The organism is Pedobacter sp. MR22-3 (assembly GCF_026240075.1).
GTDB lineage: Bacteria > Bacteroidota > Bacteroidia > Sphingobacteriales > Sphingobacteriaceae > Pedobacter.
This window is the reverse complement of record NZ_JAPIVF010000001.1, coordinates 657908-679623: the sequence shown is the minus strand read 5'-3', so window position 1 is coordinate 679623 and position 21716 is coordinate 657908. Positions and strand designations below refer to the sequence as shown.

The window sequence follows — 21716 nt, the reverse complement described above, 5'->3', positions numbered from 1 at the left end:
TTAAATGTTTTTTATAACACTCAGTTTATCGTTTACCACATCGCCAAAACCTCCCGCTCGCACTGGATGGAAATGACGAGTTAACCGATCGTCTTTACCACTGTCTTGCGGCTCGAACCAAAAGAATGCTTCATGCTAGACTTTCATTAACTCAATAAATTCTGGCCTTGAGCAAGGCCAACCTACTTTACTTTAATCCTCATTTGGCCTACTGGGAACCGATACCACTGCCCAAATCGGGTGTTTCCTGAAGGAATATTTTAGAAGCAAATTGAAACTATATTGATAAACGCAATGACGAACATAATATAAAGATAAAAAATCATAAACATAGATTGCGAAAAGAGACCAAGATAAAATGAGCAGACGTTCTCACATTCTATATGAAACCAGATATTTTGACTAAGTCCTATTCCGACTAACCATCACAAAAACTCCGACAAAAGAATAATGCACACAACCAATTTATTTTTTTTATAAGTTAAATTGAAGAAATCTCCAGTAAATTAACTACCTTTTGAATCTTTGTTTTGATTAAATTTTGGTAATATTGTTATTTTTTATTAAGCGCTCAGAATTACAAATATTCAATGAAATTAACAACTCTAGATAAAGAACAGGATAATAATTATAATTCTCACGATCAACAAATTAAGGCTGTTGATTTCTTCTGTGGTGGAGGTGGGATGAGTTATGGGATGCAAATGGCAGGTGTAAAGGTCATTGCTGGAATTGACTTTGAACAATCCTGTAAGGAAACTTTCGAGGCTAATATTACCGGTGCAAAGTTTCTGCAAGAAGATGTTTTTGATTTAACGGTAGAAAAATTAGAGACTGAGTTAAATCTACAGCGAGACGATAATAATCTTATCCTCATAGGTTGTAGTCCCTGCCAGTACTGGAGCATCATCAATACCGATAAGGAAAAATCCAAAAAATCCAAAAACCTGCTTAAAGAGTTTAGAAAATTTGTGGAATACTTTAATCCTGGATATGTCGTAGTCGAGAACGTTCCTGGTGTATTGAGGAATAAAAGAAAAAGTGGATTGTCTGGTTTTATTACCTGGCTCAAAAAAAACTCCTTCTCTGTCCACTTTGATAATCACGATATCAGTGAATATGGGGTGCCTCAAAGTAGAAGGCGGTTTACCCTATTGGCAAACCGGATAACCAAGGAAAAGATTGCACCTGTTAAAGCTCTTGGCAAGAAATTGTTGGTCAAGGACGTCATTGGAGAAGCGAATGGATTCCCCAAGATACCAGCTGGACACAAGGATAAAACCGGCTTTATGCACACGGTAGCTGGACTTAAGGAAATAAATATCCAGCGATTGGAACAAACTGCAAAAAATGGAGGCTCAAGAATATCTTATGCAGATAATGAACTATTGGCCCCAAAGTGCCATAAGAACGACAAGGTGAACTTCAAGGATACTTATGGCAGGATCTCATGGGACAAACTTTCCCCAACGATTACCACAAAATTTTTTAGCATATCCAATGGAAGGTTTGCCCATCCAGAAGAAAACCGGGCGATCTCTTTGAGGGAGGGCGCCATCCTGCAATCCTTTCCAAAAAGCTACGTTTTCAAAACGACGACGATAGGCAATACAGCCCGAATCATCGGGAATGCGGTTCCTCCAAGGTATGCACAAGCAATTGCCGAGGCGATAATTCAAAATCATCAAAATGGCACAGTTTAAAACAAGGGCCAGGGCCTTAGATTTATTAGGCCGGCAACAAATCGCCGGAATTCCAACCGCTATAAATGAACTCATCAAAAATGCGCATGATGCCTATGCCGATCATTTTGATATTGATTTTTTAAGGGGGCAGGACCTGCTCATCCTCAGGGATGACGGGTTGGGCATGACCAGGGAAGAATTTGAAACCAGATGGCTCACCATTGGCACAGAAAGCAAGTTCGTCAACTCGAAGACAGCACTCCCGCCAAAAGATCCCTCCAAAACCTCTCGACCAGTGATGGGTGAAAAGGGGATTGGAAGGCTGGCGATCGCCTCCATTGGAAAGCAGGTTTTGATAATAACCAAGGCGAAAAAAAGAAATGAAAAATATAAGATCGTTGTCATCCTGATTAATTGGGAGATCTTTGAACTGCCAGGCATAAATCTAGAGGATATAGTCATTCCAATTGGGGAGTTTGACGAACTGCCTAATGCCAAGGATATCGATAGCTTAAAAGAGGAACTGACAGCCTCTCTAGAGTCCTTGTTAAAGGATGAGATCATTTCCGAACAAAGCTTTTCCAGGATCTTTAAGTCCATTGACGGACTTAAGCTCAACCCGGCAAAGATCAACGAAAAACTTGTAGGCAATTTCAACCTAAGTGGCGATGAGGGAGGAACATTCTTTTACATCTCTCCCGTAAACGAAACACTCGTTTTTGACATTGAGGGCGACAAGAAATTCAAGGACGCGACGAAAATTGAAAAGATGCTCGTTGGTTTTCATAATACCATGGTGCCCGATCATCCCGATCCGGTGATGAATATATCATTCCGGGACTATAAGGGAAATGACAATACCTATGTCGATCTGATCGACAAAGAGCAATTTTTTACGCCAAAAGAGTTTGATCTAGCCGATCACCATTTTCAGGGTGAATTTGATAACTATGGACAGTTTAAGGGCGATATCAAGATATACGGAGAGAAAAACTATAATCATATTGTCAACTGGAATGAAAACAATTTCAACCCCACGGATTGTGGTGCCTTCAAGATAAACCTTGCCTATTTGCAAGGAGAATTAAAGAGTTCAAAAGTAGACTTAGAGAACTATGCCATAATAAAAGCGAAGGGAGATAAGTTCGGTGGACTTTACATTTACAAAGACAACATCAGGGTCTTGCCCTACGGCGATTCAGATTATGATTTTCTGGATATTGAAAAAAACCGCTCCAAACGGGCTTCAACTTATTTTTTTTCCTACCGCAGAATGTTTGGCGTGATTGATATCTCGAGCGAGAACAATTCGAAACTAATCGAAAAAGCAGGCCGGGAGGGTTTCATTGAAAATAAGGCCTACAGACATCTTCAGGCCATCCTCAAAAATTTCTTTGCACAACTCGCAGCTGATTTTTTTGATGAAAATGGCAAGACACCGCAGTCCGAATACTGGCTTGAAAAGAAGAAAGAATTTAATCTTGTTCATGAAGCACTTGAAAAGAGAAGCAAATTAGCAAAGGGAAGGAAAGATAAATTCCTAAAGGACCTGGACGCTTTTTTTAAGGGACTTACCAGTGCCAGATTTGAGAAGGATATTGAGGGAATCATCAGTCAGAGTTCACATAAATTCAATTCACTGACCTACTTAAAGAATCTGGAGGAAGCCAGCCAGAAGGTGATCGATTTTGAGTTTGAGGCAAGGCAATACATATCTGACTATAGGCGGAAGATCACCGTTTCCAGTCCCAAGGGTTTTACCATTTCCAAAAGCGCGAGGATGGATTATGAAACTTACCTAAGTGAGTTTAAGATCCTGGAACAGTCCCTATTCAAAAAATCCCTCGAGGCTATTGATAGCCTAGTGGATGAATATACCCAAAAACTTGACCTGGAGATCAGCAAAAGAAAAAGACTGGAGCAGGCCGTCGAATTTATCTCAACGGAAGCAATAAAGATCAATAGCAAAAAGCGAAGCGAGACTAATGACATTGTCGGTGAGGTTTCCAAAAAGATCAAGGACATCACCAGCGAATTGATGCTGGATTTGGATTACCAAATCCGCAGTGTCAAGGACAGGTTTAAATCAATCGGCATCAACGATCTCGAGGATTTCGATCTGGTAGAGGAAAGAAAAAGGATGGAGGACGAAATTGAGTTGATCAGTGGGCGTAACACCTTTGTCATGGACCGGATCATCAGACAATTTGAGAGTTTTTATCTGGAAAAGGATGAGAATGGACAAATCATTACAAACGACCAGATCTCAGATGCCCTGGCAGAGGAACTGGATGATCTTAGGGAAAGGGTTCACGCCGATGTGGAATTGAGCCAATTGGGCCTGGCCGTTGGCGTACTCCATCATGAATTCAACAGCACCGTAAAATCCATAAGAAGCAGCATCAAGGACTTAAAGGCATGGTCCGATGTCAACGACCAGTTGGAGAGCGTTTATAGTAACATCAAGGTGAATTTTGAACACCTGGATGGGTATCTAAACCTATTTACCCCATTGAACAGAAGGCTGAACAGAAAGAAAGAAAATATAAGTCTCCTGGAGATTAAGACCTTTCTGATAGACCTCTTCAAGTCCAGAATGGAAAGGCACAATATCCAATTCAAACACACAAAAGGCTTTGCCTCGCAGAAGATATTTGGCTACCGATCCACCTTTTATCCGGTGTTTGTCAACCTGATCGATAATGCCATTTACTGGTTGAACCAAAGCGCAGTGAAAGAGAAGATCATCAGGCTGCACGCCACCGAATCGGCTGTATATATATCCAACAACGGAATCAATATACCTGTTCAAGATAAGGAACGGATTTTCATGATGGGCTTTTCCCGCAAGACCAATGGAAGGGGGATGGGCCTAAATATCAGCAGAGAGGTACTCAACGCGGAGGATTATAACCTCACTGTGGATACTCCAAAAGAGGGCAGTACCGTAACTTTTAAGATTGAAAAAACCAAACAAGAAGAAAATGAATAGTCCCTTTTTTGAAAAATCAAAGGAAATTGCCAACAACTATATTCAAAGTGTGGTTTTTTTGGATGACAAGGCTTATCAGACTGGAGATGGACAAAATCCTGACCACGATTTTGATGCCCTTCAAATTTCTAAGGTATTTGCATCAGAAAACAAGATCTGCGCTGTCTATCGGCCAGAAAGCGAAGAGGATATCGAAAACTTCAAGATCATCGCCAATAAAGCCGATATCGTAATATTGGATTGGCAGATCAACCTCGCTAATCAAAATGAAGTGGCGGATCCTGAGGCCGATGCCGAAGTAGAAGACCCCAGGGGGCAATACACCAAGGCGATCATCAAGGCGATCTTGGAGCAAATTGATAAGGGAGTTAAACTCATACTAATCTACACAGGTGATTACACCTTGCTTGAGCAAATTACAACTGAAGTCTACGAAGAAATTTTTGACCAGGAAGCTTACACGCTTGATAAAGCGGATTTCTCTATCACATCGGATCATTTCAAGGTATTGGTTAGGGCCAAGAATTTTGAGATCAAGCAAAAGGAAATCAAAAGCAAATATGAGGGCAAGATATTACAATATCCTGAGATTCCCGGCTTTGTAATCTCCGAATTCGCCAGCATAACCTCGGGTCTATTGTCAAATTTCGCTTTAATGGCCCTGACTGCTATCAGAAAAAACTCCAGCAAACTCCTGGCATTGTATAGCAAAAAACTTGATCCTGCGTATTTTGGACATAAATCACTGCTTCCCTATCAGAACGATGCGGAGGACCTCCTGATGGAAATGTTTGGCAGTACGCTAGTTGACCTGTTGAAATACAAGAATATTGGAAGGAAGATAAATGATGAGCTCATATCAGACTATCTAGATGACCGGAAAGACATCGATGTAGGTTCTTTCGTTCGAACAAGTGCCTTTCTGAAGGAACTGATCGCTTCTGATATTACCGATGAAAGGCAAAGGTTTAGTGATATCATCTCCAGTAATTTCGTCACCCAGCAACATCCAATATCCAAAGCAGCCAGAGAAGGCTACCTCAAGAAATCTACCATTTTGTTTAAGGAAAAGCAGGAGGATAACCACGAGGCGATAGACAATGATTTCGCGGTATTGACTCACCACAAAAACGTTTTCCTGCCAGCTGATGTCGCACCCAAACTATCCCTAGGCACATTAGTGAAAAGTAGTATTAATCATGAAAAATATTACTTATGCATCCAGCAACGGTGCGATAGCGTTAGGATATCAGAGGATGAAAAAAGACGTTTTTTGTTCCTTCCCCTGGATGTGGCTACAGGTAAATTCAACTTCATTACCACTGATGGCATCAAGCTACACTATGCCAAGAAAAGTTATAACCTCAGGACGTTAAAATTTGCATCCAACGATAATGGCGCTATACATGCGTTACCAGTGGATGATAAATATTTGTTTAGACAAATGTATGATGATGATGGTGATGAGCAATTTATCTGGATCATGGACCTTAAGGACCTTCATGCTCAAAGGATTGTCTCCGACTATGCCGCATCATTGTCCCGGGTAGGACTAGATGAGTCGGAATGGTTAAGAAGATCTTTACTTGCTTAGGATAAATATGGATTGGACTGATATCGAGGTCGAACTGATTGTGGCCGACTACTTCTCCATGTTGATTGATGAGCTCAATCATGTCCCTATAAACAAGGCATCACATCGGAAGGCGTTAATACCCTTATTAAATAACCGCTCGAACGGTTCGATTGAATTCAAACATCAAAATATAAGCGCTGTCCTGCTTGGGATGGAACTACCATTTATCACGGGGTATAAGCCCAGATTCAACTTTCAAAAGGAAATGCTAATATCAAAAGTGCAGAAATATCTCCTCAATCATGCGAATATTGAGCTTGTTTTCTCTGACTTTGCGGATCAAGTTGCCCGGCCAAAGGAAATAAGGCCCTTCAAGGAATGGTTAGTCGAGCCACCTATCGTTGACCAAAGAGAAACATTACAGTTTGCAAGAAAACCGATCAAGATAAATTACCTCGAAAGAGAACAAAATAATCGATTATTGGGATTAAAGGGTGAAGAACTCGCACTACAATATGAAAGGTTCCTGCTGACCAGTAGCGGAAAGGGCTTTCTTGCCGATCAGGTGGAATGGGTCTCCAAAGAACAGGGTGACGGACTGGGTTTCGATATCTTATCCAGAAATAGCAATGGGACGGATAAGTACATTGAGGTAAAAACGACAAAATTAGGCAAGGAGGCGCCTTTTTTCTTTTCCTCCAACGAATATAGTTTTTCAAGACAGAACGCTGCCCATTATCATCTTTATCGCATTTTTGACTTTGTCAACATTCCCAAGATCTTCATCTTGAATGGAAGCTTTGAGAGCTTTTGCACCATTGAGCCAGTCAACTATAAAGGCATATTTTAACTGGATTCTTTAAAAAGTGGCCACCTACCCCAACTAATCCTAACTATAATATTCGTGATATCTCATTGAATATTAAATCTTAATCAAAATCAACCAGTTCAACAACATTGACAAATAGCCACTATTGACGATATAGTGGAGATGGCTTAGTTTGAAAAACAAGGAACTTATTTAGTTGTATTGTTAAATGCTATGATAGTGCTTTGTGTTTTTTAAACCTTTCTCAATAACTGGAAAAGATGATTAAAACATTGGATAGTCGTTCGCTTTAGTAAAGATATCGATTGATCTTCAATGAAAGTATATTTTTTTAACTCAATATAGTGATGTATGTTTCGAAAATAGTGGTTGGTTTAACAATTCAATGAGATAATTTTCCCACCCATATTATGAGTTGAATCATAGTAAGAATACAAATTTAAAGAATTTAAAACTTCAATATTGGACGCTTGTTAGATAATAATGGAGGAAGAACTACAACTTGAAAATTTTCCTGACAATGAAAACGAAAAGTTACCAAGTGCTTCACGGCGGCTTAACATGTCGAGAATCCACTCAAAAAACACCAAACCAGAAATTATGCTCAGGAAGGCACTCTGGAAGAAAAACCTGCGCTTCCGAATCCATACCCGCCAGATTCCGGGCAAACCAGACATTTTTATAAAAAAATATAGACTTGTCATTTTTATAGACGGCGGTTTTTGGCACGGATACGAATGGCCAGCCGTAAAGGCCAGACTGAAAACAAACATTGATTTCTGGGTGGCAAAGATAGAACGTAATATAGCAAGGGACAGGGCTAACAACCATTTACTTCTAGAAAGCGGTTATACCGTGATGCGTTTTTGGGACCATCAGATATTGAAAGAACTTGACAAGTGCGTCAATCAAATAATGCTTTATGTTGAATCGTCATGCGAAGGAACCATTCCTGAAAATTTTAGTTAACCTTCCAACTGATAAAAAATTTCTTCAATCACCATTTTTGCCCTATCAGCCTTTCAATATAGTGTAAGCAACTCGGACTAAAACACTTCACGGACTGCTTCCTAATATTTCCCACATTAGTCGTCGCGTCAAACCAATACCTGAAATTGACTGCTCTTAGATCGAAAGAGGCTTTAGCAAAAAAAATAATGCCAATTTAAGGTTTCAATACTGCGAAGGGGATAGGGATATTATCAATTTATCTAAAAAATACGGAAAACCGTATCATCAGGTTTAAAGCCAGCATTATATTTGCACTATCCAGCTTCCTATCATAGAAACTTTCAGCCAACATTTCTTTTATTGAGAATACTTATTATATTAGCCATATGACGCTCCATCAAATTACTTACAGGCCTTGCGGCCAAAACGTTAAAACATTCGACAGATTTATTTATTTCCTTATTAGCCAAGGGGAAAAGTCCTAAGATAACTTTTTTAAGCATCGCGCATGACAAGGATTACCCGCGGTGGGCATTTCCGGCTTAAAAAACCAGATTTACCGCCAATATCCGATAAAAAATTAATTAAATACCAAAAACGACTAAATGGCCCAGTACAAAACTGACTTTATCGTTAGCTAACCGAGTATTATATACCATGAGGTTTTTAGACTGGAATAACCTTCTTGCCAACCACTTTTTCAATCCCTCGCAGTCCGCTAGGCAGGTGAGGCTCTTTGTAAGTAAAGCCGAAATCATTGCTATGGGAAGGCTGCATTTTACTCAAGAGCAACAGGATAGTGAAATCTGGGCAGATTTCATGAGTGCGCTCCAAACAGGACCACTAGCAGCAAACGGTGCAGATAGCGTTTTTGACAAAGCCGCACAGGTAGCAACTAAGTGGCGGGCTGGCCAATACCAAAGGCTCAGCGGTTACGACCAAAGCTTTCCTCCATATCTAGCTTATTTGGTCTTCAGTATCCTACCGCTCATTGAGGTGCAAGGCAGCTACAACACCAATAATTATCACGGGAGGATGGAAGATTTTATCAAAGAGAATGGTCCCTATGAAATTGGCAGTAAACCCAGGCGGCCTCAAAATCTGCGAAACAAGCTACAGGATATTGACCACTTGTGGGACGAGCTTGCTGATTGGGCTAATGTTCGCATGGATAGCCAGTGGGGTAGCTTTCAAGCCGGCTACACCGGCAACAAGAGCTGGAAATATGTTGCTAAGCCACTTTCACAATGCGTTTTTCCACCAATTGCAATTAGAAGGCTGCCCGAATTTTTCTCAAAAGCTTCACTCATACCCGGGGACTTTTACACCCAGCGATCTTTTCGAGATCTTTTGATTGATAAAGGGGTGCAGTGGCTTGGTCTAAGGGCAGATGCCATTTCCTTAATTCAGGGGGAAAGCGGGCTTGGAAAATCCTTAACCGAGCTGGTTCAGACTGAATTTTCCCGCTGGACAGGTGAGCAGTTCCAGCTCACGGGCGAGGAAAAGGAACGAGCTTACCGTATCGGCACCATTGTACCGCTGCTGGTGCAATTGAAACCAGGCACAGCGGGGCAAGTCAGCTTTTCTTACCGGGCCGCCTTCAACACCGAACCGCCAGCAGACTTGTGCCTGGGGGGGATGGATGATTTGTACCAGGGTGAAAACTGGTCAAGAACTCTTGATATTGAATTCCAAGACACACTTGTTCTACAGGACAAAGTGCATAAATGGAAAGCCCAGTCACCTAACCGCGAAATCCGCCTTTTCATCAACGCTGCACATTTTAACCTTAATAGTCGGTTTTGGTTGGAAACGCTCAGGCTTTCCCGGATTGATGATATGTACTTGCTTTGCAAAGAATCGTTAACCGAAAAAATCAAAAACTGGGGCAGGGAAAATTGTGCCACATTTTCAGACCAGTCCGAACTGCAAGGCCTTCCGGTCGGTTATGCATTGTTCCGCTTTAGTAAACCCCGCGCCAGCCATCCCGAATTCGAAATGCTCAAAGTCCAGGGAGAAAAATCGGTTTCGGTAAGGGAAAGTACAGGACTAAAAGTTAGCTACAATCGCTATCTAAACCATTACATGCCGGAATTCACCGTCAGCAACGCTGAAGGGAATGAGAAGCCCTTCTTGCGATACCGGGATGATGACACTCAGCAAAACCTGCTTGCCCATCCTTCGCTCGGAGGCGTATGGCTGTTGCCGAAAGAGGTACGCGTCGGCTCACCCTTCACCATATGCCTAAAGGATGTTGCTGCAGAAGGAGCAAAATTCTATGAGATTATACGGCCCTTTTTGAATGATTTAAAAAATGAAAATGTTCCTTTAAGGGATGCTTTTGGAAACCCTGTGGAGAATCCTGCCGAGAGTTACCAGGGCAATTTAATCAAAGTAAGTACGAAACTTGAGAGCCTAGCCGACCGCAATCCCTTTACACCAAATCTAAAATGGATTCCTTGCCAAAACGATGCTTCTCCTACAAGTGATAACATCTTAATGAACTGGCTTATTGCTACCGTGAACACCAATACCGCGGGATTTAACTGCGCTTTTGAATACATTTGTCGCCAACTCTTTCCTGGAGAGCCAACCCGACTGCTGCAAAAGCGCAAGTCGGCTGTGAACCTGCTAGATTATTTGGGTTATATCGATTATGACTATAACAAGGATAAAATCACAGCTTTACCCCCTAAGCTAATCAGCCTGCCGACGTCAAGCGGGCGTAAAGCTTTGCTGATCGGCTGTGCGTCAGCGGGGCTGCTGGAAGATCTAGCCGCTTATTGTCGGGCACACCAGGAGGACATCAGCATATCAGTCAATCCACGCTCTTTGCAGCACCAGGAAATGCTCATCCCACCAGTAATTACTTTTGAATGCGCACAGGTGGGAACACTGGAAAGGCTTGCAGAAAAAGCATCCATCGAATTTGATGAATGGTACCTTTTAAAACTAAAAGCTCTGCTGCCTTCGCTTAGCGATTACAAAGCGATGCTGCTAGGCGGCGAGTCGGCCCAGTCCTGGGATGGGGTAGATATTGAACAAAAAAGCTTTTCCCTCCAGACCCTTGCATTCATGCCTGGGCAAGACTATGACCGCAATTACGCCTTAATCGAATGTCGCCCTAAATATCTACCTGAGTACGGAATCTGGATTAAGGGAAGCTACTACGTGGTGGATAAAAACTGGGGAAAATACCTCCTTTTCCACCACTATTCCCCAAAGGTATATTCGTATGACCGTGATATCGACTTGGCGGGCACCAAGCGCTTGCTACGCAACGGCACAAAACTTGCCCTACCAGCCCAGCTGCCCCTTCCAAGGCTGTTTTCACGACTGATCATCCAGCTCGGTGGAATCGCACCAGAATTCAAGCAGCTGAATATTCAAGGAGTACGTGGAAGCTATAACATCTATGGAAACACGGGAACGCCCTTCATTGATAACCTATTTAAATTCAAGCTGAATATAGAAATCCACAAAACAGACGAGCCATTATGAAAGATCCAATTGGTGCCTTTGACACCATCAAAAATAATTTTATACGCTATGTGGAGACAGCCTTTTCCACCGCATTTACAGGCATTGAAAAAGAACGTCGTGAAAAACTCAACCACGACAAAGTCCTTTACCGAACCCCGTGGATGGAGCCCTTGCCTGATTATATAAGTAGCGAACTAACTGTCAGCGGATTGAGGAGCGAAAACTTCGCCGGAAAGCTTAACGAACAGGAAATACGCCTTTTTGCTGGCCTTGTGGAAAAGGGGCTGTTTCCAGCTACAGGGAAATTACACCTTCACCAGACAGATATGCTCAAAGCGGCCATGGAGGGACATAACTGTATCATTACCTCTGGTACGGGCTCGGGTAAAACAGAATCTTTCTTACTACCGCTTTTTGCTCAGCTGGCCAAAGAACTGGCAAGCTGGCCGGCCGCAGGTGAACGTTCAGCAGAATTGGACTCATGGTGGAAACCGCGTGTCGGGCTGAGCCCGAAAAATATCTGTGATCCGTTTACCCAAGCTCTTGATTCCAGGGTTGCCCAACGGGCCCATCAGGTACGTCCGTCAGGGGTCAGGGCGTTGATATTGTATCCGATGAATGCCCTAGTTGAAGATCAGATGAGCAGACTCCGAAAAGCCCTGGATTCAGATGATGCGCGCAACTGGCTTCAGCGCGAAGCTAATGGTAATGCCATTTATTTTGGCCGCTATAACGGGGTAACACCGATAGCCGGCGGGCTGTTCAAACGTAGTGGGGAGCGCAATGACACTAAAATCAATAAACTTAAGAAAAAACTTCAGGGTGTGGATGATGCTGCCCAACGTGTGGAACAGTATATTATTGAAAACCTTCCCAATGATCCCGAATTCATAAAACTGGACGCAGCTGCAAAGGCTGAAAAAATTAAGGACCTTAAAGCTTTCTTTCAGCGTCTGGAAAAAAGCTCGGAGATGCGCTCGCGTTTTGATATGCAGCTAAGCCCGCCGGATATTCTGATCACCAATTATTCCATGCTGAGTATCATGATGATGCGCGAAGTGGATTCAGGGATTTTTGACGAAACACGAAATTGGCTTCAGTGCCTTGATCTTGATGAATCAAAGCGGGCGCAGGAACGCACCAACCGAATATTCAACCTGGTGATTGATGAGCTCCATTTATATCGAGGTACCCAGGGTACTGAAGTGGCATATCTGCTCCGTTTGGTATTGGACAGGCTTGGCTTGAATCCAGGGCACCCGCAACTGAGAATAATGGCATCCAGCGCCTCTATTGTGGCTGATGAATCCATACAAGGCGAAAAAAGCAAACAGTTCCTGCAAGACTTTTTCGGCACCGACTGGAAAACCAGGCCGTTTAAGATTATCCAGGGACAAAACACAAGGGTTGCTGAACTTCCTACGGGTACTGAAAAATTAAAGCCTGAACCATTTGCAGCAGTTGCAAAAGCTTTTAGCGACTGCGCAGGTGATACTTCTGGCCAACTCTTTATAGACGCCTGTACCCAGGCCTCAGAAGCGATTGCTGCGCAATTTTCCCTCAAATCGACTGGCGCAGGCGAAGAAGCCTTAGTTTCAGTTCTGTCCAATGCTAAAATACTTTTGCGCGAGCGCCTGTTTTCCCCATGCAGGGACTATAAGGCAGTAGCATCCCTGCGCATCGAAGGGGATGAATCAGAGGAGAAGTTTTATGCAGAGGAAATATTCCAACCGAGCGAGATACCGGAGGCGCTACATGAGGCTCTTCGCGGACTGCTCATCGCCAGGTCCCTTATGGAAAAACCCAGTTCGGCGGCAATCCTGAGAGCAAAATTGCCCAGGTTCCGCTTCCACTATTTTCTGCGCAATATTGAGGGTCTTTGGGCCTCTCTTGATCCCAGCGATCTTGACCGGACAGATTACCAGGACGGATTGCGGACCGCAGGAGGACTTTACCCGTCGATGCGCATCACCTCTGCGCTTGGGAACCGGATTTTGGAACTGTTATATTGCGACAGCTGCGGAACAACAATGTTTGGTGGCAGCCGTTCGGTCGGCAGAAACGGGATACATGAACTGCTTCCCACCAGCCCCAAAATCGAAGGGATCCCAGAGAAAACTCCAGGTAAGCTACTGGAGAACAGGACGTACCAGGAATACGGTATCTTTTGGCCAATCGGCAAACAGCAGTTTGTGCGACGTACCCAACTCAGGGGAGCCAATGCAGGACACGAAGTCGACCACTGGACTGGCCAGCCACTGACTGACGCTAACGACAACCGAACTTACCACTCTAAATGGTGCAAGGCTATTATAAACAAGCGTTCAGGTGACGTGGATTCAGGACCAGCGAGCGAAATGGAACATCCGGAGGACTGGATTGAAGGATATATGTTTAAGATCGAACATAATCGCAGTGATGTTGCAAAAGAGGACTGGCTGAGTGGGCAGAGCTTGAATGAAACCCATCTTGCCTTGCCTACGGTATGTCCGTGCTGTGCTAGTGATTATTCCATGAAACGCAACCGGAAATCACCAATTAGGGGCTTCAGGACTGGTTTCGCAAAAACCAGCCAGATATTTGCAAAGGAACTTATGTTGCAGCTGCCTGATAAAGCCGATGAGCGTAAGCTAGTGGTATTCTCCGACAGCAGAGAGGATGCTGCACAGGTGGCTAATGGTATTGAGCGCAACCATTTCGACGACCTGTTGCGGGAAACTCTCCTGGTAGAACTCCACCGGACTATCTCTGCACAGCGCAGCCTGCTGGAAGCATTTGACCAAAACGACAAAGCCAGAATAGATGAATTCAATGAAAAGTCACCAAAAGTTTACGCTTCTATAAATGCGTTGCGATTCGAAACAAACCATCCTACCGAACAAAAAAGAGAAGAAGCGCTGCGGGAGTTGGACAAAATTAGGACCGGTGCAATCAAAATCCTAGACCTAATTGACCGCTCACCCTCAACGGTGCTTGCCCCACTAATGGAGAGCCTTGCCCGATTAGGGGTGAATCCTGGAGGGCCTGATATTTCTCTGCGTAGGCAGTATGCAGGCAGGAACGTCTGGCAACACTGGTATGAGCTTATAGATTTCGAGGCTGGGTCATGGAGAAGCAACCCTGAATTAAATGGGTTTATCAACTCAGTACGGGAAAAGACATTTTCAGTGCTGACTAAGATGTTTTTCGGGCAGCTTTTTTATTCTTTTGAATCTTCGGGCTTTGGTTACCTTTCGATAGACCCCTCGGCTTTGGAAGTCAGACAGAGTGCGGCGCGCCTCAATTTCACCAAAGAACGTTTCCTTGGTATCCTAAACGGAACTATCAGGATCTTAGGCCATAAATCGAAACATAATTATTCAGAATTCGACCAGAAGCCCATACGGGCCTACAGCGATTTTCCAGCACCGCTTATACGCTGGATACAAAATGTAGCCCGCTCGCAGGAAAGAGATCCCGATTTGCTTGGAGAAAATATACACCGCACGCTAAGCGATTCCGGTGTGCTTGATCCCACTAATGGCCTCGTTATTGAAAGGCTTTTTCTGATTGTCTCCCGCCCTGGTGATCCGATCAGTTACGGACCGCTTGCTAAACGGCCACACCTGCACGAATGCGGGGGGGTGTGTACATTTGCAGGCACCATTAAATCTACCCCGGAAATGACCAGCCTAACCTCAGACGGAAGCCGATGTGAAGAGCTCTGGGAAAAAAACTACCTGGCCTATCACGCAATTGTTAAAGAACGCAACCCCATCAGGCTGCACTGTGAGGAGCTCACAGGACAAACCGATGACCAGTTTGAACGTCAAAGGCACTTCAGAAATGTTATTCTACCTAGTGAAGGGATGTCCCACGTGCGGACAATTGATTTACTTAGCGTAACAACCACGCTGGAAGTTGGAGTGGATATTGGATCCTTGCAGGCAGTCATGCTCGGCAATATGCCCCCGCAGCGTTTCAACTATCAACAGCGCGTCGGGCGCGCAGGTAGGCGCGGACAGGCTTATTCGGCTATTCTGACATTCTGTCGTGGGCGTAGTCATGATGAATTTTATTTTCTGCATCCGGGAAAAATCACCAATGATGTTCCTCCGACGCCGTTTTTAACTATGGACCAGCCTAGGATACTAAAAAGACTGTTAGCCAAGGAAGTGTTCAGACGCGCATATTTATCTACAGAAATCACTGTCAATGAAGAATCCAGTATCCATGGCCAGTTCGGCTCCATCGGGCCAGAGCAGTCAGGCTGGTTGCAATATAAAGACCAGATCGTAGCTTGGATACGCGCAAACCGGAGAGTCGTGCAGGAAGTTGTGCATACCCTCGTTAGCAGACAGTTGTGCGAGAGTAGTCCAGCATTAGTCGACTGGGTATGCGACCTAGATACTGTCCAGGGCATGATTGCTCACGCGCAACGCATCATCGTAAACGAAGAAATTTCTACTGAAGACATAGCTCAAAAACTTGCTGAAGGCGGATTATTGCCGATGTTTGGAATGCCTACTACAGTTAAAAACCTTTACCACGGCCTTTCCGAGGACATGGAACCTCTTGTTATTGACCGGGACCAGGCCATGGCCATATATGAATTTGCTCCAGGTGCACAGAAGACCAAGGACAAAGCAATTCATACTGCTATCGGCTTTACTTCGGAATTTTCAGAAAAGTTTAATGGCAGAGGAGCACAGAACTTTCCAGGTGGGCCTTTCTACCTGAATAGATGGATGTCCAGGTGCAAAACTTGCGGGGATTTTAAAACATACCGGACGGAGGCAGAAAGCACGAATGCGATAGCGCATTGCCTAGTCTGCCTTGAAGAAGGCCCGGCTTATCAGCCCCCAGTGATGCTTAAATCGCCGCGGGCATACCGGACCAATTTGTCCCAAGGTAGAGATTCCCGTGAAGATATGGGTATCATTCTTTCACGTCCCCCGGTTTTCGCTGAGTCTAGAGATGCTGAAGGTGAAGGCCCAAAATTTGTAGGAAATGCATTGCTTGATATTAAAGATAAAGATGTAACCTGGAGGATTAATACCAATGGTGACCATTTTTTTACTGGAAGACTGTATGATACCAGAAACACTTTTCCATTTGACAGTGATAACCAGCGGTTAAGCCAGCAGTGGATTGCCACCGAATATTTGGCCAGTACTCCGGGCGATGAGCGTTATCGAATGGATTCCTACGCGCTACAGGGCGGGCAGGAAGAAACCATTGCCATCGCCAGCAGTAAAACCACCGAAGTTCTCCGTATCTCACCGGCAGCAGTACATCCTGCCCTCAATTTAAATATGGTCAGCGAGCCCGGTGACCCGACCAGCGTTGTCGCCCAGAGTTATGGTACCAGAGCAGGTTACTATTCAGCGGCCTTCCTGTTTCAGCGCATCATCGCCGACAGGCTAGACGTGGATCCAGCGGAAATCGAGATTGCGGATATCTTGAGAAAAAAAATCGAAGAAAACCCTGACCGCTATGCCGCTGAAATCATCCTGACCGATGAGCTTCCCAACGGCTCTGGCTTTGTACGCCGTCTACATGAAGAATTTACCCAGATACTGGCCTCATCACTTTCGCCTGGCACCCAGGATGCTTACCTTCTTGGCATTCACAACCCCAAGCACGCAGAAAACTGTGAAAATGCATGTTATGAGTGCCTAAAAGTTTACCGTAACATGAGCTTTCATGGCTTACTAGACTGGAAACTTGCCCTTTCACTCCTCCGTATTTTAAACAGCGTTGAATTCCAGTGCGGCGCGGACGGAAATTTTGATTTTACGGAACTCCGCGGATGGAAAAAGGATGCCAAGAAAATGCTGTCAGTCTTTGCTCAGAGCTTCGATATGCAAGCCCCGGTAGACTTTGACGGTTTGCCGATTATCCGCTGGGGCGCAACTAACAGAGATGTCGTTGTTGTGGTCCATCCTTTCTGGAATGTACAGAATTTAAACTATCCTGAAAACTGGCTTCTGCGCAATCTGACGGCATTGCGTCTGGAAACAGGACGCAACGGAGGCAAGCTGGACATTATAGACAGTTTCAACTTGCAAAGAAGGCCGGGATGGTGTTACGAAAAACTTTTGAGCAAATGATCAAAGAAATACCTTTGATAGAACCTATCAAGCTCAAAAGAATTTCCCCAAGCCAGCTCAGCGCCATCTTGCGCTGTCCACAACAGGCAGTGTTGGGGGAGGCGCTAGAGCGCAAGATTTTGCTTCCTCCTTCACCATACGCCAGTTACGGTACGGTTTTGCATAAAATCTCCGAACTCATCACTAAAGGCGTAATCCGGAATGAACAGGGTTTCGAGCGGGCGTTTTCAAGCGAAGTATTACGAATAGAAACCACCCTCACCCAGTCAGGCTGGGGAATGGGGGTGCCACTGAGCCGCTTTGTGAAAGACTATACCATGAAAAAAATATTCCTTCGCTCTCAGCTTCCAGTTTATAATTACCACCCCGCCAGGAATGGGCGTTCGGAAGTGCTTAGCGAACACTGGCTGGAGTCAAAGGATAAAACGGTCGGTGGATTCATTGATCGAATCCAGGAACACGGTGGGCAAGTGGAAATTATTGATTTCAAAACGGGAAAAGTGGCAGAACAGAACCTCCCTGGTGTACTTAAAACGGATTACGTTAACCAGCTCAGGTTATATGCTTACCTTTATTTTGAACAAAACGGCCGCTTCCCAGACCAGTTGTCCTTGGTAGATATGCTCGGCCAAAAATATGACGTAAAATTTTCCAGCCAGGAATGCATTGCTATATTTGCCGAAGCAAAAAATATTTTAGACAAAATAAACAAGGGTGTAGAGCAGGGCATTTATTATGCAAATCCAAGAGAAGAGAATTGCGGATACTGTCTTTATAGGCCGGCATGCGCAGCTTACCTCCGTTACCTTGGTACAACGGAAATGAAGGGGGACCTAACTGGCAGCGTCAGCCAGGTTTCCGCATCAGGTGGAGACGGCATTAACCTATTAATGGATACCGACCAGGGACAGCTGCGGATAAGCGGCTTGTCCCAATCCTTATATACACCGCTACTTGGCCGCACTGGCTGTCAAATAAATATTTTTAACCTCAAAAAGAAGCAAACACCAAACGCCTTCCAGGCAGGGCCAACGACGATTATATATGAACGGACAGAACACTAAAATCCCTATACTTTCTTTTTATTCCGGAGGTGGATTTATGGACATGGGCTTCCACCAGGCAGGTTTCGACCCGGTGTGGAGCAATGAATTTGACAGTAGTTTTGCAAAGATGAACAAGCAGGGCATCAGCGCTTGGAAAGATGCACAGGGGCTTCAGACCGGATATAGCTTTTTCAACAGCCGTTCCATCACAGATATTCCCTCAAACGAAATCCTCCAGCAGGCTTTTCCTTCTGGCACACCTGATATTTTTGGAATGGTCGGCGGTCCGCCATGCCAAGATTTCACGATTAACGGAAAGATGGAGGGTTTTGCTGGCGACAGGGGTAAGCTAACCGCTGTATATCTTGAGAAGGTCATTGAAATCGCCCCCACTTTCTTCGTGATGGAAAATGTTACTGGACTTATCCGGAACCAGGAATCCAGAGCATTTCTATTTGGATTGCTCAAAAAAGTCGGAAAAAAATACCTCATTGACCATGCTGTCCTCAATGCCTTGGATTTTGGTGTTCCCCAGTCGAGGGAGCGCGTATTTTTCGTGGGCTTGCGTAAACAGGGATTGAACAAAAATTTTATTTCTAAAAGCTTGGATAAAAGCTGGTTTCCATTTCCTGTTAATGAAAAGTACCGTGGTGCGGAACATAAATTCCAATGGCCGCTGATTAGTGACTTTGGCGGAAAACCTTTAAAGCCAGACACCTTACCGATTGAACTATGCGTGGATAGCTGTTTGGTGAGCGAAGAGGAGATTGGTACAATGGCCAATGCAGGGGAATATTTTAATTTGAGAATTCCGAAAGAAAGACTTGAAACCATTAAAGAAGGAGAAACCACAAGGCCATCATTCAAAAGGCTCCATCGGTACCGATACAGCCCGACGGCCTGTTACGGGAACAACGAGGTTCACCTGCATCCGTTTTTGAACAGGCGCCTTTCCGTCCGCGAGACTCTGCGTATACAAGGTGTGCCAGATGAATATCAGCTTCCCTTAGATATCCCGATATCCAAAAAATTCAAAATGATTGGCAATGGGGTTCCAGTACCACTTGCAAAGGCAATGGCTGATGCCATGTCAGGATTTCTTGTTTCACCCGGTATCCAGGCAAAGGCAGTGGTCAAGCAAAAATCAGTGGAAACCATATAATCTGCATTGTTGTAAACTGATTAGAATGAACAATATTATTTGGATAATCTAGAGAATTATGCAATCCAGCATTTTTTCTTAGTTAATTTTACATCGAAGCTATTTTTTAATCCTTGCTGAAGGGGCTAATAATAGATAGTAAAATTCATTTCAACAAATGGCTGGTTCAAGCTCCAGAGCCAAAGATTAAAAAAGAATTTATTATAAACACAAGCCCCATAACTTATTCTTCAACATTAACATATTCACCACAAAAGACATTAGATTACTGGAAAAAAGAAAACTGCTTCATCGTCATCCATCATATCAGGTTTCACCAAACTTCCGTCAGGAGCGATAGCAAAATAATGAGTATTTTGCTTATCGGTATCCATTGCGATTGTTGATATAATTAACCTTCCCCAGTATTCTTTTGTATATCCATTAATCCAATACAAAAATTCTATTGGTATTTTCCTTCTATTATCAATTCGCTGGAAAGCTTTAAAACCTCTAAATTTAATCATTAACTCATCCTTATTTTTTTTCCAAATATGATTGCAGCGACATTCGTATTTATCATTTTTTTCTAGAATTTTACGATCTCCACAGGCCGGACAATAGAAGTAAATATTTCCACAATTTCTGCATTTTCCTGAATACCAAATAAAAAACAAACCAGAGTCTTCTTGATATATAACACCATCGCTATCCATTATTACACATTCATCCTCACAATTGTAACACATGAACCATTTATCCTCTAATATTAGATCTAATGCTTCCTCTGTATCCATGATTTTCAAATCTATAGCACTCAAATTCGCGTATTTCTCTGCGGGTGCTGTCCAGCCACAACTCGTTACGATGGCAATTTTGTTTGCTTTTACAGCTCTTCCCAAAGATTCCACCTCTTCGACATCTTTAACATCTAATTTAATCTTTCTGAACTTAGCGTCAATAAGCATTGTTATAGTATGACTTCCTACATAAATTTCACCCCATACATCGACTTGACGAAGTTGCCCAGTCAATCTATCAGGGATTTGAATATTATGTGTAATATTTCCAAAAGTTTCAAATTTTTCATAAAACTTCGAAGTTGCTAACTGATATTCTTGCCACGTCATGGAGTACTTTTGTTAATCTTGGTATTGTTTTGAGTAGTGATGTTAGATAGTCTTCCTAGGTTTATAAACGTTCACTTCTTTTCCTTTTATTATTTTTTTACTTGCAATTTCAATCAAATCGTTGTTTCTAGCCATCCCTGTCGAAATGTATCCACTTGTAAAATTCCATTTTTGCTCAAGAAATAGATCACGAATTTCACCAATTGTAAATCCATTGCTTTTGAAATTAGAATTTTCAAGTAATGTAAACCTAATAGCATGTCTCAAAGTCGGTCTGGTTTCTAAGAGGCTATAATATTCGATATTGTTTTTATGCTTTAATGCTAGTTTTTCTCGAAAACAAACATCTATCTCAATCTCTTCACTATTGATTTTATTTATTGATACCGCGAAAAATTCAGCTGCTTTATTAATATTATCAATATTGAATTCAGCTTCATTAGATTTAACTAATCTCAACTGCTTTTCAGAAATACCCAATACGTTTGCAAACATTATGTCTGTTAGTCCTGAGTAATCCAATAATTTAAAGATATTTTTTGTTATAATTTTGAGACTTAAATTGGCCATTTAGCTAATCTCAAATCATTCAAGACAACAAAAACGGTAATTTATTTCTTTTTTTGATGTTAATAATGTAAGTTTGATTTATAATAACTAGGTATAAATAAGAGTTTTGCAGCTCCAATCTCAGGCCGTTGATGCAAAACAGTAGATTTATGCCCACTTCTTATATGGTTTATGTTATTTTAGCATTTCTAAATAAGAGTGGGTTTCTGCTGTAAATCCGT

At 43.2% G+C, this 21716-nt stretch carries 11 protein-coding genes; 9 read left to right on the top strand and 2 right to left on the bottom strand.

All coding sequences use genetic code 11. From position 1 onward, the window contains the following. Nucleotides 1-590: 590 nt before the first annotated feature. From OQ267_RS02935 to OQ267_RS02895, 9 genes are all read left to right on the top strand, one after another. A complete protein-coding gene (locus OQ267_RS02935) occupies nucleotides 591-1703 on the top strand; it encodes a DNA cytosine methyltransferase (RefSeq protein WP_265834824.1) in 1113 nt (370 codons plus the stop codon). Continuing rightward, nucleotides 1690-4677 (top strand): ATP-binding protein, encoded by a 2988-nt coding sequence (locus OQ267_RS02930; RefSeq protein WP_265834823.1) that lies wholly within the window; start codon nucleotides 1690-1692, stop codon nucleotides 4675-4677. The genes OQ267_RS02935 and OQ267_RS02930 overlap by 14 nt, the downstream gene beginning before the upstream one ends. Next, on the top strand, nucleotides 4670-6271 hold the full coding sequence (locus OQ267_RS02925) for a response regulator receiver domain (RefSeq protein WP_265834822.1): 1602 nt from the start codon (nucleotides 4670-4672) through the stop codon (nucleotides 6269-6271). Before OQ267_RS02930 ends, OQ267_RS02925 begins: the two co-directional genes overlap by 8 nt. A 7-nt stretch (nucleotides 6272-6278) precedes the next feature. Continuing rightward, nucleotides 6279-7103 (top strand): DUF3883 domain-containing protein, encoded by an 825-nt coding sequence (locus tag OQ267_RS02920; protein ID WP_265834821.1) that lies wholly within the window; start codon nucleotides 6279-6281, stop codon nucleotides 7101-7103. Nucleotides 7104-7565: 462 nt separating this feature from the next. After that, nucleotides 7566-8051, top strand: coding sequence for a very short patch repair endonuclease (locus OQ267_RS02915; protein WP_265834820.1), 486 nt, complete (start codon nucleotides 7566-7568; stop codon nucleotides 8049-8051). Nucleotides 8052-8690: 639 nt separating this feature from the next. After that, a complete protein-coding gene (locus OQ267_RS02910; RefSeq protein WP_265834819.1) occupies nucleotides 8691-11534 on the top strand; it encodes a hypothetical protein in 2844 nt (947 codons plus the stop codon). Next, the gene (locus OQ267_RS02905) at nucleotides 11531-17608 is read left to right on the top strand and encodes a DEAD/DEAH box helicase (protein WP_265834818.1); all 6078 of its coding nucleotides are present in this window, start codon (nucleotides 11531-11533) and stop codon (nucleotides 17606-17608) included. Before OQ267_RS02910 ends, OQ267_RS02905 begins: the two co-directional genes overlap by 4 nt. After that, complete coding sequence (locus OQ267_RS02900) at nucleotides 17605-18672, top strand: PD-(D/E)XK nuclease family protein (RefSeq protein WP_265834817.1); 1068 nt, start codon at nucleotides 17605-17607, stop codon at nucleotides 18670-18672. Before OQ267_RS02905 ends, OQ267_RS02900 begins: the two co-directional genes overlap by 4 nt. Next, a complete protein-coding gene (locus tag OQ267_RS02895) occupies nucleotides 18653-19816 on the top strand; it encodes a DNA cytosine methyltransferase (RefSeq protein ID WP_265834816.1) in 1164 nt (387 codons plus the stop codon). Before OQ267_RS02900 ends, OQ267_RS02895 begins: the two co-directional genes overlap by 20 nt. Before the next feature lie 260 nt (nucleotides 19817-20076). Here OQ267_RS02895 and OQ267_RS02890 read toward each other — a convergent pair whose 3' ends face one another. Next, nucleotides 20077-20925, bottom strand: a complete 849-nt coding sequence (locus OQ267_RS02890) for a hypothetical protein (RefSeq protein ID WP_265834815.1) — start codon at nucleotides 20923-20925, stop codon at nucleotides 20077-20079. A 42-nt stretch (nucleotides 20926-20967) separates the two neighbouring features. Next, entirely contained in the window at nucleotides 20968-21495 is a 528-nt protein-coding gene (locus OQ267_RS02885; protein WP_265834814.1) for a hypothetical protein, read from the bottom strand. Nucleotides 21496-21716: the final 221 nt, after the last annotated feature.

Excerpts from the sequence above, each read along its gene's own strand:
- OQ267_RS02890 (WP_265834815.1), bottom strand. The coding sequence starts at position 20,925 with ATGACGTGGCAAGAATATCAGTTAGCAACTTCGAAGTTTTATGAAAAA.
- OQ267_RS02900 (WP_265834817.1), top strand. The coding sequence starts at position 17,605 with ATGATCAAAGAAATACCTTTGATAGAACCTATCAAGCTCAAAAGAATT.
- OQ267_RS02910 (WP_265834819.1), top strand. The coding sequence starts at position 8,691 with ATGAGGTTTTTAGACTGGAATAACCTTCTTGCCAACCACTTTTTCAAT.
- OQ267_RS02930 (WP_265834823.1), top strand. The coding sequence starts at position 1,690 with ATGGCACAGTTTAAAACAAGGGCCAGGGCCTTAGATTTATTAGGCCGG.
- OQ267_RS02885 (WP_265834814.1), bottom strand. The coding sequence starts at position 21,495 with ATGGCCAATTTAAGTCTCAAAATTATAACAAAAAATATCTTTAAATTA.
- OQ267_RS02915 (WP_265834820.1), top strand. The coding sequence starts at position 7,566 with ATGGAGGAAGAACTACAACTTGAAAATTTTCCTGACAATGAAAACGAA.
- OQ267_RS02905 (WP_265834818.1), top strand. The coding sequence starts at position 11,531 with ATGAAAGATCCAATTGGTGCCTTTGACACCATCAAAAATAATTTTATA.
- OQ267_RS02895 (WP_265834816.1), top strand. The coding sequence starts at position 18,653 with ATGAACGGACAGAACACTAAAATCCCTATACTTTCTTTTTATTCCGGA.
- OQ267_RS02925 (WP_265834822.1), top strand. The coding sequence starts at position 4,670 with ATGAATAGTCCCTTTTTTGAAAAATCAAAGGAAATTGCCAACAACTAT.
- OQ267_RS02935 (WP_265834824.1), top strand. The coding sequence starts at position 591 with ATGAAATTAACAACTCTAGATAAAGAACAGGATAATAATTATAATTCT.
- OQ267_RS02920 (WP_265834821.1), top strand. The coding sequence starts at position 6,279 with ATGGATTGGACTGATATCGAGGTCGAACTGATTGTGGCCGACTACTTC.